At 68.8% G+C, this 25751-nt stretch carries 22 protein-coding genes; 1 reads left to right on the top strand and 21 read right to left on the bottom strand.

Annotated features, from left to right (window positions below):
- Window positions 1-38: 38 nt before the first annotated feature.
- The 9 genes from rsd to yrfG all read right to left on the bottom strand — a co-directional run bounded on the left by rsd (window position 39) and on the right by yrfG (window position 9855).
- A complete protein-coding gene (gene rsd / locus NFU04_RS10495) occupies window positions 39-542 on the bottom strand; it encodes a sigma D regulator (RefSeq protein WP_146804201.1) in 504 nt (167 codons plus the stop codon).
- A 107-nt stretch (window positions 543-649) separates the two neighbouring features.
- Window positions 650-1165 (bottom strand): disulfide bond formation protein B, encoded by a 516-nt coding sequence (locus NFU04_RS10490; RefSeq protein WP_251309388.1) that lies wholly within the window; start codon window positions 1163-1165, stop codon window positions 650-652.
- Window positions 1166-1223: 58 nt separating this feature from the next.
- Entirely contained in the window at window positions 1224-2843 is a 1620-nt protein-coding gene (gene gshA / locus NFU04_RS10485; protein WP_251309387.1) for a glutamate--cysteine ligase, read from the bottom strand.
- Between the two features lie 65 nt (window positions 2844-2908).
- A complete protein-coding gene (locus NFU04_RS10480) occupies window positions 2909-5275 on the bottom strand; it encodes a Tex family protein (RefSeq protein WP_251309386.1) in 2367 nt (788 codons plus the stop codon).
- 97 nt (window positions 5276-5372) lie between these two features.
- Window positions 5373-5879: a peptide-methionine (R)-S-oxide reductase MsrB gene (msrB, locus tag NFU04_RS10475; RefSeq protein WP_251309385.1), complete on the bottom strand. Its 507-nt coding sequence runs from the start codon at window positions 5877-5879 to the stop codon at window positions 5373-5375.
- A gap of 148 nt (window positions 5880-6027) precedes the next feature.
- Window positions 6028-7605 (bottom strand): phosphoenolpyruvate carboxykinase, encoded by a 1578-nt coding sequence (locus tag NFU04_RS10470; protein WP_251309384.1) that lies wholly within the window; start codon window positions 7603-7605, stop codon window positions 6028-6030.
- Window positions 7606-7878: 273 nt separating this feature from the next.
- Entirely contained in the window at window positions 7879-8754 is an 876-nt protein-coding gene (gene hslO / locus NFU04_RS10465) for an Hsp33 family molecular chaperone HslO (RefSeq protein ID WP_251309383.1), read from the bottom strand.
- Window positions 8755-8790: 36 nt separating this feature from the next.
- Entirely contained in the window at window positions 8791-9177 is a 387-nt protein-coding gene (hslR, locus tag NFU04_RS10460; RefSeq protein WP_251309382.1) for a ribosome-associated heat shock protein Hsp15, read from the bottom strand.
- Window positions 9178-9186: 9 nt separating this feature from the next.
- Window positions 9187-9855: a GMP/IMP nucleotidase gene (yrfG, locus tag NFU04_RS10455; RefSeq protein ID WP_251309381.1), complete on the bottom strand. Its 669-nt coding sequence runs from the start codon at window positions 9853-9855 to the stop codon at window positions 9187-9189.
- Between the two features lie 80 nt (window positions 9856-9935).
- On the opposite strand from yrfG, the gene nudE reads away from it, so the two are divergent.
- A complete protein-coding gene (gene nudE / locus NFU04_RS10450; RefSeq protein ID WP_251309380.1) occupies window positions 9936-10505 on the top strand; it encodes an ADP compounds hydrolase NudE in 570 nt (189 codons plus the stop codon).
- Window positions 10506-10581: 76 nt separating this feature from the next.
- On the opposite strand, the gene NFU04_RS10445 is transcribed toward nudE, so the two are convergent.
- From NFU04_RS10445 to ribBA, 12 genes are all read right to left on the bottom strand, one after another.
- On the bottom strand, window positions 10582-11616 hold the full coding sequence (locus NFU04_RS10445; RefSeq protein ID WP_251309379.1) for an oxidoreductase: 1035 nt from the start codon (window positions 11614-11616) through the stop codon (window positions 10582-10584).
- A gap of 320 nt (window positions 11617-11936) precedes the next feature.
- Window positions 11937-13781, bottom strand: a complete 1845-nt coding sequence (gene ilvD / locus NFU04_RS10440) for a dihydroxy-acid dehydratase (protein ID WP_251309378.1) — start codon at window positions 13779-13781, stop codon at window positions 11937-11939.
- 123 nt (window positions 13782-13904) lie between these two features.
- The gene (locus NFU04_RS10435) at window positions 13905-14576 is read right to left on the bottom strand and encodes an ATP-binding cassette domain-containing protein (RefSeq protein WP_251309377.1); all 672 of its coding nucleotides are present in this window, start codon (window positions 14574-14576) and stop codon (window positions 13905-13907) included.
- Window positions 14577-14819: 243 nt separating this feature from the next.
- Complete coding sequence (thiP, locus tag NFU04_RS10430) at window positions 14820-16454, bottom strand: thiamine/thiamine pyrophosphate ABC transporter permease (RefSeq protein WP_251309376.1); 1635 nt, start codon at window positions 16452-16454, stop codon at window positions 14820-14822.
- Window positions 16438-17451: a thiamine ABC transporter substrate binding subunit gene (gene thiB, locus NFU04_RS10425; RefSeq protein ID WP_251309375.1), complete on the bottom strand. Its 1014-nt coding sequence runs from the start codon at window positions 17449-17451 to the stop codon at window positions 16438-16440. Before thiB ends, thiP begins: the two co-directional genes overlap by 17 nt.
- Window positions 17452-17641: 190 nt before the next feature.
- Window positions 17642-20077, bottom strand: a complete 2436-nt coding sequence (gene lon, locus NFU04_RS10420; protein WP_251309374.1) for an endopeptidase La — start codon at window positions 20075-20077, stop codon at window positions 17642-17644.
- A 198-nt stretch (window positions 20078-20275) separates the two neighbouring features.
- The gene (locus NFU04_RS10415) at window positions 20276-21547 is read right to left on the bottom strand and encodes a DUF945 family protein (RefSeq protein ID WP_251309373.1); all 1272 of its coding nucleotides are present in this window, start codon (window positions 21545-21547) and stop codon (window positions 20276-20278) included.
- A gap of 27 nt (window positions 21548-21574) precedes the next feature.
- Window positions 21575-22048, bottom strand: a complete 474-nt coding sequence (locus NFU04_RS10410; protein ID WP_146804567.1) for a phosphatidylglycerophosphatase A family protein — start codon at window positions 22046-22048, stop codon at window positions 21575-21577.
- Window positions 22045-23016 carry a thiamine-phosphate kinase gene (thiL, locus tag NFU04_RS10405; protein ID WP_251309372.1) on the bottom strand — a complete coding sequence of 324 codons (972 nt, stop codon included), beginning with the start codon at window positions 23014-23016 and terminating at the stop codon, window positions 22045-22047. Before thiL ends, NFU04_RS10410 begins: the two co-directional genes overlap by 4 nt.
- A 12-nt stretch (window positions 23017-23028) precedes the next feature.
- Window positions 23029-23535, bottom strand: a complete 507-nt coding sequence (nusB, locus tag NFU04_RS10400; protein ID WP_251309371.1) for a transcription antitermination factor NusB — start codon at window positions 23533-23535, stop codon at window positions 23029-23031.
- Window positions 23532-24014 (bottom strand): 6,7-dimethyl-8-ribityllumazine synthase, encoded by a 483-nt coding sequence (gene ribH / locus NFU04_RS10395; RefSeq protein WP_146804564.1) that lies wholly within the window; start codon window positions 24012-24014, stop codon window positions 23532-23534. Before ribH ends, nusB begins: the two co-directional genes overlap by 4 nt.
- A 93-nt stretch (window positions 24015-24107) precedes the next feature.
- A complete protein-coding gene (ribBA, locus tag NFU04_RS10390; protein ID WP_251309370.1) occupies window positions 24108-25283 on the bottom strand; it encodes a bifunctional 3,4-dihydroxy-2-butanone-4-phosphate synthase/GTP cyclohydrolase II in 1176 nt (391 codons plus the stop codon).
- Window positions 25284-25751 lie beyond the last annotated feature (468 nt).

Raw genomic sequence — 25751 nt, 5'->3', positions numbered from 1 at the left:
CGTCGTCGTTCGAGGGAGTCGTCGCGCGGCATGCGCCGTCAGGGGGAGAGCCGCGCCGCGGCCTGGGAGGCCGGCGGCGGCGAGTGGGCGGCGTGCAGCCGCTCGATCAGTTGATCTTCCAGGGAGAAGCGCTCGCCGAGCCCCTTGGCCAGGCGGTCGAGCCAGGCCGGCAGCCGGGAGAGGTAGTGCTGGCAACGGCTGGGGGTGGAGAAGTCCTCGTCGAAGGCCAACACCAACTCGGTGGACATCTCCAAGCGCTGCAGCAGCTTGTCGGCCAGGGCCAGGGCGTCATGGTCGTGGAAGGCCGTGGCCTCCTCGCGCAGCTGGGGATAGATCTCGAAGTGGCCGGCGCTGATATAGTCCATCAGCAGCTCGCTGAAGGCGTCGATCTGGGGCTTCTCCACCGCCTCCAGCTCGGCATCACAGGCCTCCTTGAGGTCCATGAAGGTCACCAGCAGCTCGCGGCGCTGGTCCAGCCAGCGATCGATCAGTCGATGCACCCCGCCCCAGCGCTCCAGGGCCGTCTTGCACTCTTCCAGCATGGCTTGTCCCTCACGACTCATGGCTCGTCACCCAGACTCACCCGAGCGGGGGCGGGTGTCAATGCCTTGCCGTGAATGCCATCAACCAACGCCCGTTCGGCACCCGCTCAAGCACGTCTCAGGCCACACCACAGCAGCCCCAGGGGGGCCAGGGCCAGCACCAGGAAGCCGAGCAGGGTCCAGCCGGGCAGCGAGACACCCCACCACAGGACGTCGATCTCCGCGCACTCGCCGGAGCCGGAGAGCACCATGGCCAGCACTTCCTGGAAGGGCAATACCTCCATCATATAGTCGAGGCCTGGACCACAGCTGGGCACCTGGTCCGCCGGCAGCGACTGCAGCCAGAGATGACGGCCGGCCACGCCGATGCCACCCAGCACCGCCAACAGTCCCAGGCCGCCATAGGCGAGCCGGCCGCCGCGACCGACGGGGTTATGAAGCGCCACCACCGCCAGCACCAGGGCCGTGGCCAGCACCGCCACCCGCTGGAAGATGCACAGCGGACAGGGCTCCAGGCCCACCAGATGCTCCAGGCCCAGGGCCACCGCCAACATCAGCACACAGAAGGCAAGCCCCGCCAGGCTCCAGCGGCGGGGACTCCAGGTCGAAAGGGTCGCCATCATCGGCTCAAGATTCCTTTACCGGGGTCGGCGCCCCCGCGGCGCGGGGGCAAACGCAGGATCAGACCACAGGGGTGCCGCGGGGTTCGCGAGCCCGGGCGAAATAGTGGTCCAGGAAGTCATCGAAGGATTGCGTATCGGCGGCCTCGAGCTCCCGCTGCTGGCGATGGGAGGTCTCGCCGAGCTCGGTGAAGAGCGCCTCCCGGGACGGGTCCATGGCCTCTTCACGCCACTGGGCCGCCTGTTCCCGGGCCAGCGCCAGGGTCGCCTCGACGAAGTCCTCCCCGCTGGACTCGAGCCGGGCCAGCAACTGCCCCGCCGGCGTCTGGGACGGATCCCGCAGCCGCGGTGCCAGGGCCTCTAAGGCCTCGGCATGGGGCGAACCGCCCTCCTGGGCATCGAGCAGTTCGGCCACCTGACCGAGCTCGGCGAAGATTTCCTCGGCCCGCGCCGCCAACTGACGCTCCACACCGTCGAGATGCAGCCGCGCCTCGGGGTCGCGGCCGCGCTCCACCACCAGGCGGCGATTGTCGTCCAGGTGATCGCACTCGGCGTCGTCGATCCAGGGACTCTCGGCGAGCAGGCACCAGAGCATAAAGGTGTCGAGGAAACGCATCTGGGTGGCGTCGATACCCAGCGGCAGGAAGGGGTTGAGGTCGAGGCAGCGGATCTCGATATATTCGACGCCGCGGGCCTCCAGGGCCTGGCTGGGGGTCTCGTCCTGTTGGGCGACTCGCTTGGGACGGATATCGCTGTAGTACTCGTTCTCGATCTGCAGGATATTGGCATTGAGCTGCTGCCAGCCTTCCGCCGTCTTCACCCCCAGGGCCTCGTAGGCGGGCCAGGGGGTGGCGATGGCGTGGCGCAAGGTGCCCACATAGTTGGAGAGCGAGTTGAAGCAGATCTTCAGCTGGGCCTGCACCTTGTTCTGGTAACCGAGGCCGGACATGCGCAGGCTGGTGGCATAGGGCGACAGCCGCGTCGCCGCGCCGTGGCGGCGCAGCCCCAGCGCCTCGGGGGCCTCGCGACCATCGAGGAAGCTCTCGTCGAAGGCCGGCGAGGCGCCGAACAGGTACATCAGCAACCAGCTATGGCGACGGAACTGGCGAATCAGCCCGAAATAGCGGCTGGAGCGGTAGTCGCTCAGGGCCTGCTCCTCGATGCCATCGATCTCCCGCAGCTGCTGCCAGAGGGTATCGGGGAAGGAGAGGTTGTAGTGCACCCCGGCGATGGCCTGCATGATGCGCCCATAGCGCACGTCCAGCCCCTTGCGGTAGACATGCTTCATGGTGCCCACGCTGGAGGCCCCGTAGTCGGCGATGGGGATGCTGGCATTGCCCGCCAGCCGCGACGGCATGCTGGCCGGCCAGATCAGTTCGTCGCCGAGCTCGCGATAGCTGAAGCGGTGGAGATCGGCCAGGAAATCCAGGGCATCCTCGGGGCGACAGGTGACCGGCGTGATGTACTCCAGCAGCGCCTCGGAGTAATCGGTGGTGATATGCGGATGGGTCAGCTTGGACCCCAGCCCCCGGGGATGCGGGGTCTGGGCGATACGCCCGTCGCCTCCGACCCTAAGCCCTTCCTTCTCTACGCCGCGGCGAATGCGCCCGATCAGCCCCTGGCGGGCCGGTCCCTTGAGCCGTCCGATGACGGTTGTGAGTTGCTCGGACAAGATCAACACCCCATATCATGGGAGGCGGCCGAGCCGCCTCGAATATCGTTGGCTAGGAGCCAGAGACTCTCAGCTTAGCCCTTGTCGCGGGCCTTCAGCAGGGCCGCCCCCAGGGCACCCATCGGCTGACTGTCGGCGCCGCTCGACTGACGCCGCGGCTTGCCGCCGCGCCCCTTTCCACCCGGCCCCTTTCCACCCGGCCCCTTGCCGCCCGGGCGCTCGCCGCCGCGACGCGGCGCGCCCTCCTCGTCGGGCTGGTCGTCGAGGCGCATGGAGAGGCCGATACGGGCCCGTTCCAGGTCGACGCTCATCACCTTGACCTTGACGATATCGCCGGCCTTGACCACCGAGCGCGGGTCCTCGACGAACTTGTCGGAGAGCGCCGAGATATGCACCAGGCCATCCTGGTGGACGCCGATATCGACGAAGGCACCGAAGTGGGTCACGTTGGTGACGCTGCCCTCGAGGATCATCCCCGGTTCCAGGTCCTTGAGGGTCTCGACCCCCTCGCGGAATTCGGCGGCCTTGAACTCGGGGCGCGGGTCGCGGCCCGGCTTGTCCAGCTCCTTGAGGATATCGCTCACCGTCGGCACCCCGAAGCGCTCGTCGGCGAAGTCGGCGGGCTTGAGCGCCTTGAGGGTGGCGCTGTCGCCGATCAGGCTGGTCACCTCGCGGCCGCTCCGGTCGGCGATGCGCTCCACCAGGGGGTAGGCCTCCGGGTGTACGGCGCTGCCGTCCAGGGGGTTGTCGCCGTTCATGATGCGCAGGAAGCCGGCGCACTGCTCGAAGGTCTTGGGCCCCAGGCGGCTGACGTCGAGGAGCTGCTTGCGGCTGGCGAAGGCGCCCTCGGCGTTGCGCCGGGCGACGATATTCTCGGCGAGCGCCGCATTGAGCCCCGCCACCCGCGCCAGCAGGGCGCTGGAGGCGGTATTGAGATCGACGCCCACGGCGTTGACGCAGTCCTCGATCACCGCCTCCAGGCTCCTGGAGAGCTGCAGCTGGGAGACGTCGTGCTGGTACTGGCCCACGCCGATCGACTTGGGCTCGATCTTGACCAGCTCGGCCAGCGGGTCCTGCAGGCGCCGGGCGATGGAGACGGCGCCGCGAATGGTGACGTCCAGGTCGGGCAGCTCCCGGGCGGCATACTCCGAGGCGGAGTAGACCGAGGCGCCGGCCTCGCTGACCATCACCTTGGCCAGGCGGCGCCCGCTCAGGCGCTTGACCAGCTCGCCGGCCAGCTTGTCGGTCTCGCGGCTGGCGGTGCCGTTGCCCACGGCGATCAGCTCGACGTCGTGTTTCTCCACCAGCCTGCCCAGTTCGGCCAGGGAGGCATCCCAGGCGTTGCGCGGGGCATGCGGGAAGATGGTGGCCTGCTCGAGGAACTGGCCGGTGGCATCCACCACCGCCACCTTGCAGCCGGTGCGCAGGCCCGGGTCGATGGCCAGGGTGCTCTTGGGGCCCGCCGGGGCGGCCAGCAGCAGGTCCTTGAGGTTGGCGGCGAAGACCTCGATGGCGGCGAGCTCGGCGCTCTCGCGCAGCCGCCCCATCAGCTCGGTCTCCAGGTGGGTGTAGAGCTTGACCCGCCAGGTCCAGCGCACCACCTCGGCGAGCCACTTGTCGGCGGCACGCCCCTCATCGCGAATCTCGAAGTGCCGGGCGATGGCCACCTGGGCCGGATGCAGCGGCGCCTCGTCCTCGCCGGGCAGCTTGAGGGCCAGGCTCAGCACCCCCTCGTTGCGACCGCGGAACATGGCCAGGGCGCGGTGGGAGGGCACCCGGGCCAGGGGCTCGTCATGTTCGAAGTAGTCGGAGAACTTGGCGCCCTCCTGCTCCTTGCCCTCCAGCACCCGGGCGCTGAGCAGCCCCTCCTGCCAGAGCCGCTCGCGAAGCCGGCCGACCAGCTCGGCGTCCTCGGCGAAGCGCTCCATGAGGATCTGCTTGGCGCCGTCCAGGGCCGCCTTGGCGTCCTCGATGGCCGGCGTCTCGCCTTCCGCTGGGCGAAGATAGCGGGCGGCCTCGGCCTGGGGGTCGAGTTCGGGATTGGCCAGCAGGGCATCGGCCAGCGGCTCCAGGCCCGCCTCCCGGGCGATCTGCGCCTTGGTACGGCGCTTCTTGCGGTAGGGCAGATAGAGGTCTTCCAGGCGCTGCTTGGTGTCGGCGGCGCGGATCAGCCCGGCCAGCTCGTCGGAGAGCTTGCCCTGCTCGTCGATGGCGGCCAGCACCGCCTCGCGGCGCTCCTCCAGCTCGCGCAGGTAGCGCAGGCGTTCGTCCAGTTCACGCAGCTGGGTATCGTCCAGGGCCCCGGTCACTTCCTTGCGGTAGCGGGCGATGAAAGGCACGGTGGCGCCGCCATCGAGCAGCTCCACGGTGGCCGCCACCTGCTGAGGGCGGACCGCGAGTTCCTCGGCGAGGCGGGCGATGATCTTGGCGTGTGCGTCCATGAAATCCTTGACGTTCCAGCGGCGAAAGATCGCGTCAAGGTATCATAATGGCGCCCGAGTCGGGAGCCTTGCCGCCTAGATCGTTAGGAAACTACCGTTAAGCGGCCGCGGCGGGAACGAAGCGCAAGGCCAGGCCGTTGTTGCACCAGCGCAGGCCAGTGGGCTCGGGACCATCCTCGAAGACATGCCCCTGGTGGCCGCCACAGCGGGCGCAGTGATACTCGGTGCGCGGCCAGATCAGCTTGTAGTCCACCTGGGTCAGCAGGTGCCCTTCCACGTGCTCGAAGAAGCTCGGCCAGCCGGTGCCCGAGTCGTACTTCATGGCGCTGGTAAAGAGCAGCAGGTCGCAACCGGCGCAGCGATACTCGCCGTCGCGCCACTCGCCATCCAGGGGGCTCGAGTAAGCCGGCTCGGTGCCGTGATCGCGAAGGATCTCGAATTGCTCCGGGGTCAGCCGCTCCCGCCACTCGGCCTCGCCGAGCTCCAGGGGCTCGAGGCCCGGCGCGGCCGAGAGATCGAGGCGCGGCCGGGCATTGGCCAGGGCGGGGAAGAGCCCCGCCAGGCCGCCGGCGCCCAGGAAGCCCAGAAAATGACGTCGTTTCATGGTGCCTCTCCTTCGACAGGGTTACCCAGGATACGCGTGACACCTCGAGGCGGATGCAGCGCGAAACGGGGAGGGCTTGCGCCCTCCCCGTTTCAGACCCCGGCACCGGGCCGGGGTTCGTCACTGCGACACCGGGTCGCGTGCCGGCTTAGCCCTGCTGCGGGCCGGCGGCGATGATCGCCGGATCGACGCCGGCGAACTTCTCGAAGTTGGCCACGAACTTGGCCACCAGCGCCTGCATCTGCGCCTGGTAGGCGGCCTGGTCGTCCCAGGTCTGGCGCGGGTCGAGCAGCTGGGTATCGACGCCGGGCACCGCCACCGGCACCTCCAGGTTGAGGCCGTCGATGCGCCGGGTCTCCACGTCGCGCAGGGCGCCGGACTGGATGGCGCTGATAATGGCGCGGGTGGTGGGGATGCTGAAGCGCGAGCCGCCCTGACCGTAGGCGCCGCCGGTCCAGCCGGTGTTGACCAGGTAGACCCGGGCGTCGTTGGCCTTGACCCGCTTGATCAGCAGGTCGGCGTACTCGCGGGCCGGGCGCGGGAAGAAGGGCGCGCCGAAGCAGGTGGAGAAGGTCGCCTCGAGGCCCGCGGAGGAGCCCATCTCGGTGGAGCCCACCTTGGCGGTGTAGCCGGAGAGGAAGTGGTAGGCGGCGGCTTCCTCGGAGAGCAGCGACACCGGCGGCAGCACGCCGCTCATGTCGCAGGTCAGGAAGATGATGGCATTGGGCTCGCCGGCACGGTTCTCGGGCACCCGCTTGTCGATATGCTCCAGCGGATAGGCGGCCCGGGAGTTCTGGGTCAGGCTGTCGTCGGTGTAGTCGGGCGCGCGGCGGTCGTCCAGCACCACGTTCTCCAGCACGGCGCCGAACTTGATGGCGCGCCAGATCACCGGCTCGTTCTTCTCGGAGAGGTCGATGCACTTGGCGTAGCAGCCGCCCTCGATATTGAACACAGTGCCCTCGCCCCAGCCGTGCTCGTCGTCGCCGATCAGGTAGCGGGCCGGGTCGGCGGAGAGGGTGGTCTTGCCGGTGCCGGAGAGGCCGAAGAACAGGCAGGTCTGGCCATCCTCGCCGACATTGGCGGAGCAGTGCATGGGCAGCACGTCGGAGGCCGGCAGCAGGAAGTTCTGCACGCTGAACATGGCCTTCTTCATCTCGCCGGCGTAACGCATCCCGGCGATCAGCACCCGGCGCCCGGCGAAATCGAGGATCACGCACCCATCGCTGTTGGTGCCGTCGCGCTGCGGCTCGCAGACGAAGTTGGCGGCGTTGAGAATGGTCCACTCGTCGCGGCGCGCCGGATTATAGGCCTCGGGGCGCACGAACATGGTGCGGCCGAAGAGGTTCTGCCAGGCGGTCTCGGTATGCATGCGCACCGGCAGGTAGTGCTGGGGGTCGGCACCCACGTGCACCTCGGAGAGGTAGTGCTCACGCTCGCCCAGGTAGGCCTCGACGCGACGCCACAGCGCCTCGAACTTGTCGGCGTCGAAGGGACGATTGACGCTTCCCCAGTCGATCTGGTCGCGGGTGGACGGCTCCTCGACGATAAAACGGTCCGCCGGCGAACGCCCGGTACGCTCCCCCGTCTTGACGACCAGGGCGCCATTGTCGGCCAGCTGCCCCTCGCCCCGCAGCAGGGCGCTCTCGATCAGCTCGGCACTGCTCAGGTTGGTGAAGACGCGGGGAGTGACGGACGCAGCGGCGCTTGCGGCTTGGGTGGTGGTCATGTCGGTGTCCTGGGCCATGCGGCCTGTTCTCTCTCGTGGGTCGTAGCTACGACAGGTGGGCTGCCTGCCCGATGCCCCGGACGGTGTACCGCCTCTTATGACATCGGGCCGCCTGTAAAGGGCGCTCATTATGACAAAAACTAATGCGCGGACAAAGGATCTCGTTCGCCGAATATCATGTAGTTTTACTACTACATGACGACCGTTGTTGGCATATGAAACCCCGGCACAGGGCCAGGGCATCGGGTCTCGATCGAGGGGGCGCTCCCCCCGTCAATGCAGGGTGGGCGGCGGCGCATCCGGCGCCTCGATCAACCCCTCCACCTCGGCGGCCCCGAAGTGGTAGCGGGTATGGCAGAAGTGACACTCGGTCTCGATGCCCTGGTGCTCGGCGACGATCTCGCGCAGTTCCTCGGCGCCCAGGGAGAGCAGCGACTGGGCGATCCGCTCCCGGGAGCAGGTGCAGCCGAAGCGCAGCGCCTTGGGCTCGAACACCCGCACCGTCTCCTCGTGATAGAGGCGATGCAGCAATTCATGCTGCTCGAGGCCGAGCAGTTCTTCGTCGCGCACGGTATCGGCCAGGTGCACGGTACGCTCCCAGGCGTCCGCATCATGGGGACGACCGTCGTCGGGCATCTGCTGCAGCAGCAGGCCGCCGGCACGCTTGCCATCGGCGGCCAGCCACAGCCGGGTGGGTAGCTGCTCTGACTGGGCGAAATAGGCCTCCAGGCAGGCCGCCAGGCTCGCCTCCTTGAGTTCGACGATGCCCTGGTAGCGGCGCCCCTCCCGGGGATCCAGGGTGATGACGATATGCCCCGCCCCCAGCAGCTCGCGGAAGTCGGCGGCCGCATCGGGCAGATCGGCCCCCTCGGCCAGGCGGGCGATGGCGCGCAGCTCGCCGCCGGGATTGGACTCCGCCATCAGCAGGGCCAGGGCCCCCTCGCCGCGCACCTCCAGGCTCAGGGTACCGTCGAGCTTGACGGTATCGGTGAGCAGGGCCACCGCCGCCAGCATCTCGCCCAGCAGGCGGCGTACCGGGGCCGGGTAGGCCTGCTTGTCGAGCACCTCGGCATAGGCCGCCTCCAGGGAGACGATCTCGCCGCGCACCTGGGTATCGTCGAAGAGAAAACGCTGAATCTGATCGGTCATGGAAAAAACCTGAAAATAGACTTCGGTGAGGGGGCGTCAGTCGCCCTGGCGGCGCTGGAAGCGCTGAATCTCGCGTCGCTGCTTCTTGTCGGGGCGCCTGAGGGGGTGCTGCATGGCCTGATTGGTCAGGCGCCGGGCCTCGCTCTCACGCTCCCGCCGCGCCACGCTCTCGGCGGTCTCGCGGTAGAGGGCACGGGCCTCGGGGGCCCCGCGGCGCTGATCGGAGAGCGCCAGCACCTCCACCTCCCAGGCATCCCAGCCCTGGGGCACGCGGATCAGGGCACCGACTTCCACGCTCTTGCTGGTCTTGGCCCGATCCCCGTTGTAGTGCACCTTGCCCCCTTCGATGGCCTTCTTGGCCAGGGCGCGGGTCTTGAAGAAACGCGCCGCCCACAGCCACTTGTCGAGTCTTACGCTGTCCATGGGGCCTCCTTAGGCCTGCGGCGGGCGTTCGGAGGGCAGGATGCTGGCGAAGCGATCCAGGGCAATAAATTCCTCCAGCTCGCGCTCCGGCTGGGTGCTGTCGGGCTGCTTGATGCCCAGCAGGTGACGGATGCCGAACTCCCGGGCGCTCTCCAGCACCGCGGGGTTGTCGTCGATAAAGAGGGTCCGGGCCGGGTCGAAGGGCTCCACCTCCTGGAGTTCGAACCAGAACTCCTGGGCCTCCTTGGGCACGCCCAGGTCCGCCGAGGAGACGATAGCATCCAGGTACTCCTCCAGGCCGGTCAGCGGCAGCTTGAGCTCGAGGCTGGCACGATCGGCGTTGGTGGCCAGCACCACCCGGGGGTGGGCTCGCTTGAGCCACTTGAGGAAATCCAGGGCATCGCCGCGCAGGCCGATCAGGTGCTGGACCTCGCGCTTGAGGGCGACGATATCGACCCCCAGCTCGCGGCTCCAGTAGGCCAGGCTGTACCAGTTGAGGGTGCCCTGCTCGCCGATGATCCGCTCACGCAGCTGGTGCTGGCTGGCCTCGTCCAGACGGTGCAGCTCCCCATAGCGTCGCGGCAGGTGCTCCAGCCAGAAGTGGCTGTCGAAATGCAGGTCCAGCAGGGTGCCGTCCATGTCGAGCAGGACGGTATCGATGGCTTGCCAATCGATCATTGGCCTTGGGCTCCACGCTCGGATATAGGATGCTATTGTACAAAATCCCCCCGCCCCACGCACCGCCCCACGGAGTCTCCATGTACCCCAGCAAGCCCCGTATCCTCTCCCAGCGCGAAGTGACCCGCAGCCGGCTGTTTCGGGTCGAGGAGCTGGAGCTGCGCTTCAGCAACGGCGAGGAGCGTCACTTCGAGCGCCTGATGGGCAGCGACCAGGGGGCGGTGATGATCGTCGCCATGCCCGACCCGGAGCATGTCCTGCTGATCCGCGAATACGCCGCCGGCTTCGAGGACTATGTGCTGACCCTGCCCAAGGGGCTGGTGGACCCGGGCGAGGATGTGGTCACCGCCGCCAACCGGGAGCTGATGGAGGAGTGCGGCTTCGGCGCCAAGCATATCGAGCCGCTGGTGGAGCTCTCCCTGGCCCCCAACTACATGCGTCATCGCATGCAGGTGATGCTGGCCAGCGACCTCTACCCGCAGCGCCTGCCCGGTGACGAGCCGGAGCCGTTGATCGTCGAGACCCACGCCATCGACGAGCTGCCGGCGCTGCTGGCCCGGGAAGACTTCCACGAGGCCCGGGCCATCGCCGCCCTCTATATCGCCCGGGAGCGGCTGCGCGACGAGCGGCCCCACCCGTTTACCTGGTAGGTCGGGTAAACGAGCGACAGCGAGAGCACCCGACGGCCCCCAGGGTAGCCCCGAGCCTCGGCATCAGCAGACCAACCTAGAGACTGATCCAGCGCCGTTGTCGATGGCTGGTCAGTCCCGCCTCCAGCAGCGCCATCACCGCGGCGGCCTCCTCCACGCTCACCGGCATGGGACTCTCGCCGCGCAGCGCCGCGGCCACCCCCCGGTAGTAGGCGAGATAATCCCCCGGCAGGCTGGGATGCTCCCGGGATACCGGCTCGCCCGCCTCCGTCGCCAGGCAGAGTCGCCCCGGGGCATCCTGGCCCCAGCCGTCGCTCGGGGTATCACCGGCCTTGAGCCGCGCCTCCTGGGGGTCCAGGCCAAACTTCACGTAGCTGCCCCGGGTGCCATGCACTCGCCAGCGCGGCGTCTCCTCCGCCACCAGGGTACCCGCCTTGAGCTCCACACTGAGCCCCTCGTAGTCGAGCAGGGCGGCGAACTCGTCATCGACCCGGGCGCCGTCACGGCGTGACGCCAGGTCGAGGAGGATCGCCCGGGGCCTGCCGAAAAGCATCAGGGCCTGATCCAGCAGATGCGGGCCCAGGTCGTACCAGATGCCGCCGCCGGGGCGCGGCGACTCCCGCCAGCGGTCACGCACCTCGGGACGGAAGCGGTCGAAGCGCGATTCCACCCGGGTGACCCGCCCCAGGCTCTCCTCGGCCAGCAACGCCGCGAGGGTCAGGAAGTCGCTGTCCCAGCGGCGGTTATGAAACACCGACAGGCCCTTGCCCTGCGCCTCCGCCAGGGCCTCGAGGGCCCGCGCCTCGGCCAGGTCCAGGGTAAAGGGCTTGTCCACCACCACATGCTTGCCCGCCTCCAGGGCGGCCCGCGCCAGGGGGTAGTGAGTCTCGTTGGGGGTGGGAATCACCACCAGGTCGATCTCCGGTCGGGCGAAGAGCGCCTCGGGGTCGGCCTCCACCGCCACTCCCGGCAGGGCCTCGATCACCTTGGCGGCATCGCTCGAGGCCACCGCGGCGAGGGTCAGGCCCGGGGTGGCCTGGATCAGCGGCGCATGGAAGACCTGGCTGGCGAAGCCATAGCCCACCAGGCCAACCTGAATCGTTTCAGTCATAGACGCTCCTCCTGTCGGCGACTTATCGCCGCTTGCGTGATCGATATCATAAAAGGATCAAAGAATGGTCATCCCCCCCGCCCGGGAGTCCCCCATACTGAATGGCGCTGGCTCATTCATCCGAGCAAGGAGGATAACGATGTGCTGTGAACTGGAAAGCCTGGAAGCGATGGAGTTCTGGTATGCCATCGAGTGCGAACTGCGGGCCGAGGCCGAGCACCGGTCCCCCGAGGCGCCCCTGGAGCGCGCCGCCTGATGCCGAGCGAGCCCCGAATCGCAAGACCCGCGCCGAGGCGCGGGTCTTTTTTTGCTGAGGCGGATCAATCCAGCTTGGAGAGGTCGCGCACCGCGCCCTTGTCGGCGGAGGTGGCCAGCAGCGCATAGGCCTTGAGGGCCGCGGAGACCCGGCGGTCGCGCTGGATGCTCGGCTTCCAGGCGTCACCGCCCTTGGCTTCCATGGCCGCCCGGCGCGCCGCCAGCGCCTCGTCGGAGAGCTTGACGTCGATGCTGCGGTTGGGAATGTCGATGCGGATGAGATCGCCCTGTTCCACCAGACCGATGGCGCCCCCCGCCGCCGCCTCCGGCGAGACGTGGCCGATGGAGAGCCCGGAGGTGCCGCCGGAGAAGCGACCGTCGGTGAGCAGTGCACAGGCCTTGCCCAGCCCCTTGGACTTGAGATACGAGGTCGGGTAGAGCATCTCCTGCATGCCCGGGCCGCCCTTGGGTCCCTCGTAGCGGATGACGACGACATCGCCCTCCTTCACCTTGCCCTCGAGGATATGCGCCACCGCCTGATCCTGGGACTCCACCACATGGGCCGGGCCCTCGAAGACCAGGATGGAGTCGTCGACCCCGGCGGTCTTCACCACGCAGCCATCCACGGCGATATTGCCCTTGAGCACCGCCAGGCCACCCTCCCGGGAGAAGGCGTGCTCCAGGTCGCGGATACAACCGGTGGCGCGGTCGCCATCGAGGCTCGGCCAGCGGGCGCTCTGGGAGAAGGCCACCTGGGTGGGCACCCCGCCGGGGCCGGCCTTGTAGAACTCCACCACCTCGGGGCTGGGGTTGCGCATGATGTCCCATTCGTCCAGGGCGGCCTTCATGGAGTCGCCGTAGACGGTGGGCACCCGGGTATCGAGGACGCCGGCACGATCCAGCTCGCCGAGGATGGCCATGATGCCGCCGGCCCGGTGCACGTCCTCGATATGGTACTTCTGGGTGTTGGGCGCCACCTTGCAGAGCTGCGGCACCTCCCGGGAGAGGCGGTCGATATCGGTCATATCGAAGTCGACCCCGGCCTCCTGGGCGGCGGCCAGCAGGTGCAGGATGGTGTTGGTGGAACCGCCCATGGCGATATCCAGGGTCATGGCGTTCTTGAACGCCGCCTTGGCGCCGATGGCCCGGGGCAGCAGGTGCGCCTCCTCGCCTTCGTAGTAGCGCTTGGCCAGCTCGACGATGCGGTGGCCAGCGGTCTCGAACAGCCGGCGACGGTCGGCATGGGTGGCCACCACGGTGCCGTTGCCCGGCAGCGCCAGGCCCAGCGCTTCCATCAGGCAGTTCATGGAGTTGGCGGTAAACATGCCGGAGCAGCTGCCGCAGGTGGGGCAGGCGCTGCGCTCGACTTCGGCCAGGGTCTCGTCGTCGACGCTGTCGTCGGCGGCCATCACCATGGCGTCTACCAGGTCGAGGCCGTGGTCGAGGAGCTTGGTCTTGCCGGCCTCCATGGGGCCGCCGGAGACGAAGATCACCGGGATATTCAGGCGCATGGCGGCCATCAGCATCCCGGGGGTGATCTTGTCGCAGTTGGAGATGCACACCAGGGCGTCGGCGCAGTGGGCGTTGACCATGTACTCGACGCTGTCGGCGATCAGGTCGCGGCTGGGCAGCGAGTAGAGCATGCCGTCGTGGCCCATGGCGATGCCGTCGTCCACGGCGATGGTGTTGAACTCCTTGGCCACCCCGCCGGCCTTCTCGATCTCGCGGGCCACCAGTTGCCCCATGTCCTTGAGGTGCACATGGCCGGGCACGAACTGGGTGAAGGAGTTGGCCACGGCGATGATCGGCTTGTGGAAGTCGTCATCCTTCATGCCGGTGGCGCGCCACAGGGCGCGGGCGCCGGCCATGTTGCGACCGGCGGTGGTGGTGCGGGAACGATACTCGGGCATGGTGTCCTCTAGATGGTGCTGCCGGCCGTACCGGGGGCGGTCGGCCGGTCGAATCGGTGTCCAGTCCTGCCGATTTTGTCATGTGGCTGGCCATCAGGCCAGCACCCCTCAGCTACTCAAGCGTTATTCGCCCCAGGGCGTCAGGCGGCCGTCCACCAGGGCCAGGCGGCGCTGGGCCAGGGCCTCGATATCCTCCCGGTCGTGGCTGACCAGCAGCACCGCCACCCCCGCCTGCTGCTGGCGTTTGACCAGGGCCCAGAGGCCCTGGCGGTTGGCGTGATCGAGGCCGGTGAAGGGCTCGTCCAGCAGCAGCAACGGCGCCTGGCACAGCAGCGCCCGGGTCAGGGCCACCCGCTGGCGCTGGCCGCCGGAGAGCTCGCCGGGTAGGCGCTCCTCGAGGCCCGCCAGCCCCACCTCGCTCAGGCCATCGCGGATGCGCCGGCGCTGGGCGGCGTCGAGCCGGAGGCTGGGGACCAGCCCCAGGCCGATATTGGCCCACACCGGCAGGTGATCGAAGAGGTTGTGCTCCTGGAAGACCGTGGTGATGCCCCGCTCCCAGGGCGGCCGCCCGAGCAGGTCGCGCTCGCCCCAGCGCAGGCTGCCGGCGGCGGGCTCCAGGAAGCCCGCCAGCAGGTTGAGCAGGGTGCTCTTGCCGGCCCCCGAGGGCCCCTCCAGGGCCAGGCACTCGCCGGGAGCCAGGTCGAAGCGGAAGCAGAAGTCCGGCGTCTCCCCCGGCTCATGGCGGTCGTAGTGAAAGATCAGATCATCGCAGTGGAGCATAGGCGCCCATGTCATCGCTCGTGGTGTGAAGCTTATCGATCAAGCAACTCTTCGTTGTAGGGTTATCGCAGCTCAGCACGAAGGCACGGGGCTACCCTGGGGGCAGGCCTTCGCAAAGACGCTGTGAATCCATCCATGGACGCTCGACTTTTTCGTCCCTGAAAAAGACGCTTTGCTCCGCCCTGCCCCCAGCGCCCCTCAGCCATTCCCTCAGCCATTCCCACAGCGATAGCCCTGCCCTTCGTCTGAGAAGTGGGTTTAGGGTCGAAAGGGGTAGCGCGGGCGGCGCCGGCTCAGAACGTCGAGCAGGCTGAAGACCAGTACCACCGCCAGCAGCAGCACCAGGGCGGTGGCCGCGGCGCCCTGCCAGCGGTAGCCGCCCAGTTGCTGGAAGAGCAGCATCGGCAGGGTCGGCGCCGCCGGGCTGCCGAACAGGGCGATCACGCTGAAGTCGCCCAGCGAGAGGGTCATGGCATAGGCCAGGGCCAGGGCCGCGGAGCGGCGTAGCCGTGGCCAGACCAGCCAGCGCAGTCGCGCCCGGCCATGGATGCCGAACTGCTCCGCCAGGCGCTCCTCCGGGGCCGAGAGGCCGGGAATGGCGCCGCGCAGCACCTGCATGGCGAAGGGCAGCGCCATAAAGCCATTAACCAGCACCACCAGGGCGTAGCCGTGCCAGCCGGCGCCCAGGGAGGGGCGCAGCAGCAGGAAGAGGCCGGTGCCCAGCACCAGGGCCGGAATCACCAGGATCAACTGGCCGCTGCCCTCCATCGCCAGGGCGGCGAGGCGCGAGCCGCGCCGCCGCAGCGCCTCGGCCCCGGCCAGCAGCGCCAGGGCCAGCAGCAGGGAGAGGCCTCCCGCTCCCAGCGCCATGGCCAGGCTGCGCAGCGCCGCCGGCCACAGGCTTCCCCGCCCCGGCAATTCGGGCAGGCCGTAGAGGCCGGCCAGGGTCACCGCCGCCAGCGGCGGCACCAGCAGCAGGGTCAGCCCCAGCAGCCAGAGTCCGTCATGCCACCGCGACAGCCCCAGGGCATCGCGGCGCCACCAGCGCCCGCCAGGCAGGCCACCGCTGGCGCCGGGCACCAGCCGCGGCGTGCCGCCCCGGGTCAGCGCCACCAGCCACAGGCTCAGGCAGAGCACCAGTTGGGTCAGCGCCAGCAGCGCCGCCAGGGCCAGGTCGTGGTCGAACTTCAGCGCCTGGTAGAGGGCCACCTCCAGGGTCGTGGAGCGGGGCCCGCCGCCCAGGGTCATGACGATGGCGAAGCTGGTGAAACAGAGGGTGAAGACCAGGGCCGCCAGGCGCGGCAGCAGCGAACGCAGCCGCGGCCACTCGAGAGTGCGCCAGATGGCGCCCCGGGAGAGGCCCAACTGGGCGGTGAGCCGCCAGTGGGCCGCCGGCGCCGTCTCCAGGGCCTGCAGCATCAGCCGCGCCGAGAGTGGAAGGTTGTAGAAGACATGCGCCAGGACGATGCCGGAGAGGCCATAGAGGTAGCCCGCCGGGGTCCCGGTCAGCCCCTCCCAGAGCGGCGCCGCCCAGCCCTGGCGACCGTGCACCGCCACCAGGCCGAACAGGGCGATCAGGGTGGGAATCACCAGCGACAGCTCCATGGCCCGCAGCAGCAGGCGCCGCCCGGGGAAGCGCGGCCGCCGGGCCAGGGCCAGGGCCACCGGGATGGCCAGCCCCACGGAAAGCCCGGTGGAGAGGGTCGCCTGCCAGAGGGTGAAGCGCAGGATACCCGCCAGCCAGGGCTCCCGCCACAGGTCGCCGACCGACAGCGACGGCGCCTGCCAGAGCAGCGCCGCCAGGCTGGCCAGTCCCAGCCCGGCCACCGCGCCCAGGGCCAGCCAACCAGCGCCCAGGGCCAGCGGCGAGACCCGGCTAGCGGCTGCTGGCATTAAGCCATTCGCGAATCCAGGCCCGGCGGTTGTCGCGCACCTCCTCCGGGGTGAAGGTGAGGCTCGCCGGCTCGATCAGCCGCTCGAAGACCTCGGGGAGCGCGTCGCCCAGGTCGATGGCCGGATTCATCACGTTACCCAGGGGGATATGACGCTGGAAATCCGGCGTCAGCATGAAGCGCAGGAAGTCCCGGGCCAGCTCGGGCTCGTCGCTGCGCTCCAGCATGGCGGCGGTCTCCACCTGCAGGTAGTGGCCCTCGGAAAACTCGGCGGCCTGGTAGCGGTCACTCTCCTCCACCGCCATATGGTAGGCGGGCGAGGTGGCGTAGGAGAGCACCATGGGCGCCTCGCCGTTCATGAACAGCGAGAAGTAGGCCTGGCTCCAGCCTGGAGTCACGGTCAATACCCGCTCGTTGAGGCGCGCCCAGGCCTCGGCGGCCGCGTCGCCGTAGACCTGCTTGATCCACAGCAGCAGGCCCTGACCGGTGGTGCTGGTGCGGGGGTCCTGGATGATCACCCGGACGTCGTCCGGCGCCTCCAGCAGCTCGGCGAAACTCGCCGGCGGGGTGGCGAGCTGCTCGGTGTCGTAGACGAAGGCGAAGTGACCCCAGTCGAAGGGCAGGAAGGTGTCGTCCCGCCAGTCGATGGGCAGCCGCAACGGCGCGGTGTCGACCCCATGGGGGGCCAGCACGCCCAGCTCGCGGGCCTCGGCCATCAGGTTCATGTCCAGGCCCAGCACCAGGTCGGCGGCGCTGCCCTCGCCTTCCAGGCGCAGGCGCTGGAGGATATCCACCCCGCCGTCGAGGGCGACGAACTCGAGGTCGCAGTCGCCGCACCGGGCCTCGAAGGCCGCCTCGATGCCCGGCCCCGGCCCCCACTCGGAGACGAAGGAGCCGTAGGTGTAGACGGTCAGGGTGCGCTCGTCCGCCGAGACCGTCCCCGCCGCCAGGGATAGCGCCACGATGGCACAGGCACCAAACCTCACTGCATTGTTCATCAATAGCCCCTTATTGAATAATTCGTCGGATGCGCCTTCGGCTTATCCGACCTACGCCGGCCCCGTAGGTCGAATAAACGAGCCAAAGGCGAGAGCATCCGACGATGCGGCTAGCCGAACACCACTCGGGCCACGTCCTTGTAGCGCTTGGCGAAGTGCACCCTCATCCCCGCCTTGAGCGAGCGCCGGATCAGCCGAACACCACCCGGGCCACGTCCTGGTAGCGCTTGGCGAAGTGCACCCTCATCCCCGCCTTGAGGTATTCGGGCAGTTCGTCATAGTCGCGGCGGTTGGGCTCCGGCAGGATCACCTCGAAGATTTCGCTGCGCCGGGCGGCGATGATCTTCTCGCGGATGCCGCCCACCGGCAACACCTGGCCGGTCAGGGTCAGCTCCCCGGTCATCGCCAGGGGCCGGTCGATGGCCTGGTGGCGCGCCAGCGACAGCAGCGCCGTGGTCATGGTGACCCCCGCCGAGGGACCGTCCTTGGGGGTCGCCCCCTCCGGCACATGCAGGTGGATAAAGGCCTCGTTGAAGAAGTCCGGGTCGGCACCATACTCCCCCAGGTGCCCCTGCACATAGCTATAGGCGATATTCGCCGACTCCTGCATCACCTCGCCGAGCTTGCCGGTGAGCTTAAAGCCGCGGGCCAGGGCGTGCACCTTGCCCGCCTCGATGGGCAGGGTGGCGCCGCCCATGGCGGTCCAGGCGAGTCCGGTGACCACGCCCTCCCCCTTGAGCACCTTCTCGCGGCGGAAGATGGGCGCGCCGAGGAACGCCTCGAGGTTATTCACCGAGACCTTGACGCTCTGCTGGCCATTCTCCAGCAGCTTGACCGCCGCCTTGCGCACGATGCGGTGCAGTTGCTTCTCCAGTTGGCGCACCCCGGCCTCCCGGGCATAGCCCTCGATCACCTGCTTGAGGGCCGCATCGGTCAGGTTGATGCGCTTCTTGGGGATCTTGTCGCGCCTGAGCAGCTTGGGCCAGAGGTGGTGCTTGGCGATGGCCAGCTTCTCCTCGGCGATATAGCCGGAGAGGCGGATCTGCTCCATGCGATCGAGCAAGGGACCGGGGATCGAGTCCAGGGTATTGGCGGTGCAGACGAAGAGCACCTTGGAGAGGTCCAGGCGCACGTCCAGGTAGTGGTCGAGGAAGTCGACGTTCTGCTCCGGGTCGAGCACCTCGAGCAGCGCCGAGGCGGGGTCGCCCTGGAAGGACTGGCCCAGCTTGTCGATCTCGTCGAGCATGATCACCGGGTTCTGGACCTCCACCTCCTTGAGGGCCTGGACCAGCTTGCCGGGCATGGCGCCAATATAGGTGCGCCGGTGGCCCTTGATCTCCGCCTCGTCGCGCATGCCGCCCACCGAGAAGCGGTAGAACTCACGCCCCAGGGCCTCGGCGATGGAGCGGCCGATGGAGGTCTTGCCGACCCCGGGCGGACCGACCAACAGCAGGATGGAGCCGCCCACGTCGCCCTTGAAGGTGCCCTCGGCGAGGAACTCGATGATCCGCTCCTTGACGTCCTTGAGGCCGTCGTGGTCGCGATCCAGCACCTCCCGGGCATGGGCCAGGTCCAGGTTGTCGTCGCTGGTGATGCCCCAGGGCAGGCTGGTCAGCCAATCCAGGTAGTTGCGGGTGGTGCCGTACTCCGGTGAGCCGGTCTCCAGCACCGAGAGCTTGTCGAGCTCTTCCTCGACGCGGGTCAGCACCCTGGGCGGCAGCGTCAACTCCTCCAGGCGGTCGCGGAAGGTGTCCACGTCGTTCTCGCGATCGTCCTTGGAGATGCCCAGCTCGCGCTGGATCACCTTGAGCTGCTCGCGCAGGAAGAACTCCCGCTGGCGCTCCTGCATCTTGGCGTTGACCTGCTCGCTGATCTCGCTCTGCAGCTGGGCCACCTCGATCTCCTTGTGCAGCAGCGGCAACACCTTCTGCATGCGCGGCAGCACCGCCAGGGTCTCGAGGATCGCCTGCAGCTCCGGCCCCTTGGCGGAGGTGATGGCGGCGGCGAAGTCGGCCAGGGGCCCCGGCTCGTGGGGACTAAAGCGGTTGAGGTAGTGCTTGAGCTCCTCGCCGTAGAGGGGGTTGATCGGCAGCAGCTCCTTGATGCCGTTGATCACCGCCATGGCGTAGGCGCGGGCCTCGTCGGCCTCGGCATCCACCGGCTCCTTGGGGTAGCTCACCTCCACCAGGTAGGGGGGCCGGCGGGAGAGCCAGCGCTGGATGCGAAAGCGCTTCAGGCCCTGGGCGATAAACTGGATCTGGTTGTCGCCCTGCTCCACCTTGTGCATGCGCACCGTGGTGCCTATCTCGGGGAAGTGCTCGGGGGTCAGCTCCTCGAGGTCGGTCTCGCCGACGAACGCCAGGCCCACGGCATGGTGGGGCGTCTTGCCGACTCGCTCGATGGTCTCCTCCCAGCGCGGGCGGTGGATCACCAGCGGCTGCACCTGGGCGGGAAAGAAGGGCCGATTGTGGATCGGCAGCAGGTAGATGCGTTCCGGCAGGCTATCGCCGCTGGGCACCATGGCGTGGGTCGGCTCGTCGCCCGACTCGTCGCCGTGCTCGGAGGCCTCGACGTCCTCGACGCCATCGACAATCAGGTTGTGCCGCTCGTCGTCATGCTCGCTCATGATCCATCCTGTATCCGGGGTCGATGACCAGTATGGCAACAGGAATGCGGGCGGCGACGACAAACTTCAAGCATGGGTGCCCGGGAAGACGTCGGATGCTCTCGCCTACGGCTCGTTTATCCGACCTACGCCGGGAATCCACGTAGGTCGGGTAAGCGAGCGACAGCGAGTGCACCCGACGGGGGGCACCCGATTGAGCTACCAGGGCAGCGCCTTGAGCGGCTGGTCATTGAGGTAGGGCCGGCCCTCGCGGAGCTCGACGCGCAGCTCGTCACTGCCGCCGGGCAGCCCCAGCATCAGGGCCAGCGAAGGCGGCAGCGGCGCCAGGCGCAAGCGGCCGTCGAGGCGCCGCCGCAGCTCGGCACCCCCGCCGGGACGCGCCAGCTGCTCCAGGCTCAGCTCGGTGACGCCCGCCCCGTCGAAGGTCAGCTCCCCCTCGCCCTGGGTCGAGAGGCCCAGCATGCGGCTGTCGAGGTCGAGTTCGGAGAGCACCAGGCGCGGCGATTCGGCGAGCAGCGCCAGCAGGTCCGGGAACCAGGCCTCGAGGAGCGCCTCCCACTCGGCGGGCGTCAGTTGCTCCAGGTCGCCGTCGAGGCGCTCCAGCTCGTCGCGCAGGCTCTCGTAGAGGCGCCAGGCGGCGTCGGCGTCCAGGCGTTCCAGGGCGAGATCGAAGCCCCCGGAGGCCACCGGCGCGTCGTCCAGGCGGGCTTCCTCCAGCGACAGGCCCATGGCCAGCTCGAGAAACTCCTCGCCCAGGTCGACGTCGCTGGTGTAGCCCAGCCCCTGCAGATGCAGGGTCTGGCCGCGCGCCTCGACGAAGCGCAGGCTCTCCAGGCGCATGCTGTCCTGCTGATGGAAGCGGCGCCCCCCCTCGCCGTAGCGGTAATGGCTCTCCAGGGTGGTGGGACCCGCCGCCAGGCGACCCTCGTCGGCGGTCAGCCACCAGGGCGCGACCTCCCCCTCGAGGATCAGGTCGCCGCGCTCGCCACTCAGCGTCGCCGAGATGCCCTGGAAGTCGAGGCGCCAGTCGCTCGCCTCCCAGGTGAAGCCGGCCAGCTCCAGGCTGGCGTCCAGGGTCTGGCTCAGGGTATGGAAGTCGGCGACCCAGCGCGGCGTGGGCAGCTCCGGCAGCTCGCCGAGGGCGCCGCGAAGCTCCTCGACCAGGGCGCCGTCCAGGCTCAGGTCGGCGTCCCCCTCGACCCGGGTGGTGAGGATGCCGTGGCTCGCCTGATAGGGCACCCTGGCCTGCCAGTCATTGCCCACCAGGGGCGCCAGGCGCACCTCGCCGCTGGAGTGGAACCAGCCCGACTCGCTGCTCAGGCGCTCGACGCGCAGATTGCCCTGCTGGGCCATGTTCTCCAGGCTCGTCGCCAGCTCCCGCTCGAAGACGGCGCTGGACACCGCATGACCGGCCAGGTAGCCGCCGCCAATGATCACCAGGGCCCCCAGGGCCAGCACTCCCTTGCGCATAGATGTCTCCCTTAATGAACAATCGGCCTAGTGGAGCCAGAGCCAGAGATGGATGGTCCCCCAAGCATAGAGCCCCGCCATGACGTCGTCGATCATGATGCCGAAGCCCCCCGCCACCCGCCGGTCGGCCCAGCGGATCGGCCAGGGCTTGAAGACATCGAAGATCCGGAAAATAAGAAAGCCCCACAGCGCCGCCTCCCAGGAGAAGGGTACCGCCGCCATGGTGATCCAGTAGCCGACGAACTCGTCCCAGACGATGCCGGAATGGTCGTGGACCCCCAGGTCGTTGGATGTCTTCTCACAGAGCCAGACCCCCACCACGAAGGTGACGACGATCATCATCAGGTACCAGCTCAGTGGCAGGTCGGCCATCAGCCAGTAGAAGGGGATCGCCGCCAGGGTGCCGAAGGTGCCGGGGGCCCAGGGCACCGCGCCGCTGCCCAGCCCGAAGGCCAGGAAGTGGGTGGGGCGGCGCCAGACACTGGCCGGCGCCCGATTCATTTCCGGCCTCCCGGGAAATGCTGCCAGCCGCCGGCATCGCCGGACACCACGCCGCGCAGCCCGGGGGCCGCCTCGCAGCGACCGATCACCGTCAGCGGCAGGGCCAGCTCGGCGAGGCGCCGCCGGGCCTCGTCGAGGCACTCGGCGGGGATCGCCAGCAGCAGCTCATAGTCGTCACCGCCGCTTAACGCCGCCTGACGGGCCGCCTCAGCCCCCAGGGCATCCACCAGGCCCTCGCCCAGGGGCAGGGCCTCGGGCTCCAGGGTGGCGCCCAGCCCGGAGGCCTCGAGCAGGTGGCCGAGGTCAGCCAGCAGGCCGTCGGAGAGGTCGATGGCGGCACTCGCCAGGCCACGCAGGGCGAGGCCCGCCCCCAGCCGCGGCTGGGGCAGCAGGTAGGCGCGCAGCAGCGGATGTGCGAGGTCCCGCTCGCCGGCCTGCCAGGCGCGGAGGCCGCCATGGGCGCCGCCCAGGCCGCCGGTCACCGCCAGCAGGTCGCCGGGGCGAGCGCCGTCGCGGCGCAGCGCCTCACCGGGCGCCACCTCGCCGTGCACGGTGACGCCGATGGCCAGTTGCCCCCGGGTCACGTCGCCGCCCACCAGGCTGATCCCGGCGGACTCGCAGAGCCCGTGAAAGCCGGCGGCGAGGTCCGCCAGCCAGGCATCGTCGGCCTCGGCCAGGGTCAGGGACATCAGGCACCAGCGCGGCCGCGCGCCCATGGCGGCGAGGTCGCTGAGGCTGACCGCCAGGGCACGATGGCCGATGGCCGATGGCGGCGCCTCGCCGGGGAAATGCACGCCCGCCACCGAGGTATCGACGCTGACGGCGAGCTGCTGCCCCGGGGTCGGCGCCAAGAGGGTGCAATCGTCGCCCACGCCCAGCACCACCCCGGCGTCCCGGGCGGGACGCCGAAAGTGGCGGGCGATCAATTCGAATTCGCTGGGCGCGGCGCTGTCTGGGTGATTTCGCATGGGCGAGGCACCTCAGCGGCGGGCGCGAACCTCGGCCGAGCGCAACCGCCCGGCGAGCTTGTCGAGGATGCCGTTGATGTACTTGTGGCCGTCGGTGGCGCCGAAGGACTTGGCCAGCTCGACGCCCTCGTTGATCACCGCCCGGTAGGGGACCTCGAGGCGGCGGGAGAGCTCATAGGTCCCCAGGCGCAGGATCGCCAGCTCGATGGGGTCGACGTCCTCGATGCGCCGGTCGAGCAGGGGCGCCAGGCTGGCGTCCAGGTCGGCCTGGAAGCGCACCACGCCATGCATCAGCTCATGGAAGAGCGCCAGGTCGGCGATCTCCATGACCTTGTGCCAGTTCTCGTGGTCTTCCAGGTCGTCGTCGGCCACCTGGCTGCGGAATTCCGCCTCCACGGTGGTGATCGACTTGCCGGTCAGCTGCCACTGGTAGATGCCCTGCACCGCCAGTTCGCGGGCGGCGCGGCGGCTCTGCTGCGCCTTGGAGGGCGGACGCTGACCGCCACGGGGTGCGCTCATGCCTCACCCCCGAAGCGCTTGAGCAGGGAGACCATCTCCATGGCCGCCATGGCCGCCTCGGCGCCCTTGTTGCCGGCCTTGGTACCGGAGCGCTCGATGGCCTGCTCGATGGAGTTGACGGTCAGCACGCCGTTGGCGACCGGGGTATCGAACTCCAGCTGCAGGTTGCCCAGGGCGGCGTTGCAGCCGCCGGCCACGTACTCGAAATGGGGGGTGCCGCCACGGATCACCGCGCCGAGGGCGATCACCGCGTCGGGACGCACCACCTGCAGGGCCCGCTTCACCGCCAGCGGCAGTTCCCAGGCCCCCGGCACATGGACGATATCGATATTGTCGGCGTCCACGCCATGTCGGGTCAGGCTATCCACGGCGCCGTCCACCAGGCTGTCCACCACATGGTGGTTGAAACGGCCCACCACGATGACGTAGCGGCCATCGACATCGGTGAAACTGCCTTCGACTTGGGAGATCGCTTGCATGCTTGCTTTCCTGCTTGATCGCGAGCGCCTGAGGCGCCTATCGGCGGGCCCGAGGGCCCGCCACTAAATTGAAGAATCGGTGGCGACGGCGGCTCAGGGGCCGACCCGCTCCACCACTTCCAGATCGAACCCCGACAGGGCCGAGAACTTCCACGGTGAACTGAGCAGACGCATCTGCCCCACGCCCAGGTGGCGCAGGATCTGCGAGCCGGTGCCGATGGTCAGGTAGTTGCCGGCACCATCGGAATCGGTGGTGCGCGGTGCCCGCTTGCGCTCCAGCAGGATGTCCAGCTGATCCTTGAGATCCTGATGGGGGCGACCATCGTCGAGCAGCACGAAGACGCCGGCCTCGGCGGCGGCCACCTCGGCCAGGGCCGCGCCGGCGGTCCAGCTCTGGCTCTCCGGCTTGCTCAGGGTCAGCAGGTCGCGCAGGGTATCGGCCAGGTGCACCCGCACCGTGGTGGGGCCGTCCGGGTGGGGGCGTCCCTTGACCAGGGCCAGGTGATGGGCGCCCTGGATGCTGTCGCGGAACACATGCAGGCTCAGCTCGCCGAAAGCGGTGTCCACCGGCGTCGCCTCCAGGTGCTCCACGGTGTGTTCGTTATGGATGCGATAGTGGATCAGGTCGGCGATGGTGCCCATCTTGATGCCATGCTCGGCGGCGAAGCGCTCCAGCTCCGGGCGGCGCGCCATGGAGCCGTCCTCGTTCATGATCTCGCAGATCACGCCGCTGGGCTCCAGGCCGGCCATGGCCGCCAGATCGCAGGCCGCCTCGGTGTGGCCGGCGCGGCGCAGCACGCCGCCGGGTTCGGCCATCAGCGGGAAGATATGCCCCGGCTGGACGATATCCTCGGGCTTGGCGTCGCGGGCCGCGGCCACCTGCACGGTGCGGGCGCGGTCGGCGGCGGAGATCCCGGTGGTGACCCCTTCCGCGGCCTCGATGGAGAGGGTGAACTTGGTACCGAAGCCGGAGCCGTTGTCGCTGACCATCAGCGGCAGCTTGAGGCGCTCGCAGCGCTCACGGGTCATCGGCAGGCAGATCAGGCCACGGGCGTGCCGCGCCATGAAGTTGATATGCTCGGCCTCGACCTTCTCGGCGGCCATGATGATATCGCCTTCGTTCTCGCGATCCTCATCGTCCATCAGGATCACCATCTTGCCCTGGCGAATGTCCTCGACCAGGGCCTCGATGCTGGCCAGTCCGTTGCCGGACGCGGCGGCCTGAGTGGAGGACTCGGGGGAAGCCGAATCCTGGGAAGAGTGCGCCATGGGATCTCCGAATCTCTGATTGGGCCGGGTGTCGCCACCGGGCGACGACGTTGCCAAATACCAACGCCCCTATCGGGCCGGCGCTCAGGGTACCTTGGTCGAACGCCAGGCGCTAGTGGTTGGCCACCCATGCCGGCCTGTATCAGGCCATCTGCCAAAGCGCCCTTGGCGCTCAGGGACTCACTTGGGTCGAACGCCAGGCGCTAGTCCAAGGCCGACCGTCGCTAACCCGTGGGACCAGTGCCAAAGCGCCCTTGGCGCTCAGGGACTCACTTGGGTCGAACGTTTGGCGCCAGTAGGTCGGATAAGCCAGGGGGCAGAGGTAGGTCGGATAAGCGAGCCTACGGCGAGGGCATCCGACTCTCCCGGGTCGAACGCCAGGCGCTAGTCGGGTGCTCTCGCTGACGCTCGTTTACCCGACCTACAGGCTCGTTTACCCGACCTACAGGCTCGTTTACCCGACCTACA

The sequence above is a fragment of the Halomonas sp. NCCP-2165 genome (assembly GCF_023708045.1).
GTDB lineage: Bacteria > Pseudomonadota > Gammaproteobacteria > Pseudomonadales > Halomonadaceae > Bisbaumannia > Bisbaumannia pacifica.
Note: the sequence above shows the minus strand (reverse complement) of the source record. Positions and strands in the feature narration are given on the sequence as shown.

What these genes read in the sequence shown, in the direction of transcription:
- rsd (WP_146804201.1), bottom strand. Translation starts at nt 542, where the DNA reads ATGCTGGAAGAGTGCAAGACGGCCCTGGAGCGCTGGGGCGGGGTGCAT.
- NFU04_RS10490 (WP_251309388.1), bottom strand. Translation starts at nt 1,165, where the DNA reads ATGATGGCGACCCTTTCGACCTGGAGTCCCCGCCGCTGGAGCCTGGCG.
- NFU04_RS10480 (WP_251309386.1), bottom strand. Translation starts at nt 5,275, where the DNA reads ATGGACGCACACGCCAAGATCATCGCCCGCCTCGCCGAGGAACTCGCG.
- msrB (WP_251309385.1), bottom strand. Translation starts at nt 5,879, where the DNA reads ATGAAACGACGTCATTTTCTGGGCTTCCTGGGCGCCGGCGGCCTGGCG.
- NFU04_RS10470 (WP_251309384.1), bottom strand. Translation starts at nt 7,605, where the DNA reads ATGACCACCACCCAAGCCGCAAGCGCCGCTGCGTCCGTCACTCCCCGC.
- hslO (WP_251309383.1), bottom strand. Translation starts at nt 8,754, where the DNA reads ATGACCGATCAGATTCAGCGTTTTCTCTTCGACGATACCCAGGTGCGC.
- hslR (WP_251309382.1), bottom strand. Translation starts at nt 9,177, where the DNA reads ATGGACAGCGTAAGACTCGACAAGTGGCTGTGGGCGGCGCGTTTCTTC.
- yrfG (WP_251309381.1), bottom strand. Translation starts at nt 9,855, where the DNA reads ATGATCGATTGGCAAGCCATCGATACCGTCCTGCTCGACATGGACGGC.
- nudE (WP_251309380.1), top strand. Translation starts at nt 9,936, where the DNA reads ATGTACCCCAGCAAGCCCCGTATCCTCTCCCAGCGCGAAGTGACCCGC.
- NFU04_RS10445 (WP_251309379.1), bottom strand. Translation starts at nt 11,616, where the DNA reads ATGACTGAAACGATTCAGGTTGGCCTGGTGGGCTATGGCTTCGCCAGC.
- ilvD (WP_251309378.1), bottom strand. Translation starts at nt 13,781, where the DNA reads ATGCCCGAGTATCGTTCCCGCACCACCACCGCCGGTCGCAACATGGCC.
- NFU04_RS10435 (WP_251309377.1), bottom strand. Translation starts at nt 14,576, where the DNA reads ATGACATGGGCGCCTATGCTCCACTGCGATGATCTGATCTTTCACTAC.
- thiP (WP_251309376.1), bottom strand. Translation starts at nt 16,454, where the DNA reads ATGCCAGCAGCCGCTAGCCGGGTCTCGCCGCTGGCCCTGGGCGCTGGT.
- thiB (WP_251309375.1), bottom strand. Translation starts at nt 17,451, where the DNA reads ATGAACAATGCAGTGAGGTTTGGTGCCTGTGCCATCGTGGCGCTATCC.
- lon (WP_251309374.1), bottom strand. Translation starts at nt 20,077, where the DNA reads ATGAGCGAGCATGACGACGAGCGGCACAACCTGATTGTCGATGGCGTC.
- NFU04_RS10415 (WP_251309373.1), bottom strand. Translation starts at nt 21,547, where the DNA reads ATGCGCAAGGGAGTGCTGGCCCTGGGGGCCCTGGTGATCATTGGCGGC.
- NFU04_RS10410 (WP_146804567.1), bottom strand. Translation starts at nt 22,048, where the DNA reads ATGAATCGGGCGCCGGCCAGTGTCTGGCGCCGCCCCACCCACTTCCTG.
- thiL (WP_251309372.1), bottom strand. Translation starts at nt 23,016, where the DNA reads ATGCGAAATCACCCAGACAGCGCCGCGCCCAGCGAATTCGAATTGATC.
- nusB (WP_251309371.1), bottom strand. Translation starts at nt 23,535, where the DNA reads ATGAGCGCACCCCGTGGCGGTCAGCGTCCGCCCTCCAAGGCGCAGCAG.
- ribH (WP_146804564.1), bottom strand. Translation starts at nt 24,014, where the DNA reads ATGCAAGCGATCTCCCAAGTCGAAGGCAGTTTCACCGATGTCGATGGC.
- ribBA (WP_251309370.1), bottom strand. Translation starts at nt 25,283, where the DNA reads ATGGCGCACTCTTCCCAGGATTCGGCTTCCCCCGAGTCCTCCACTCAG.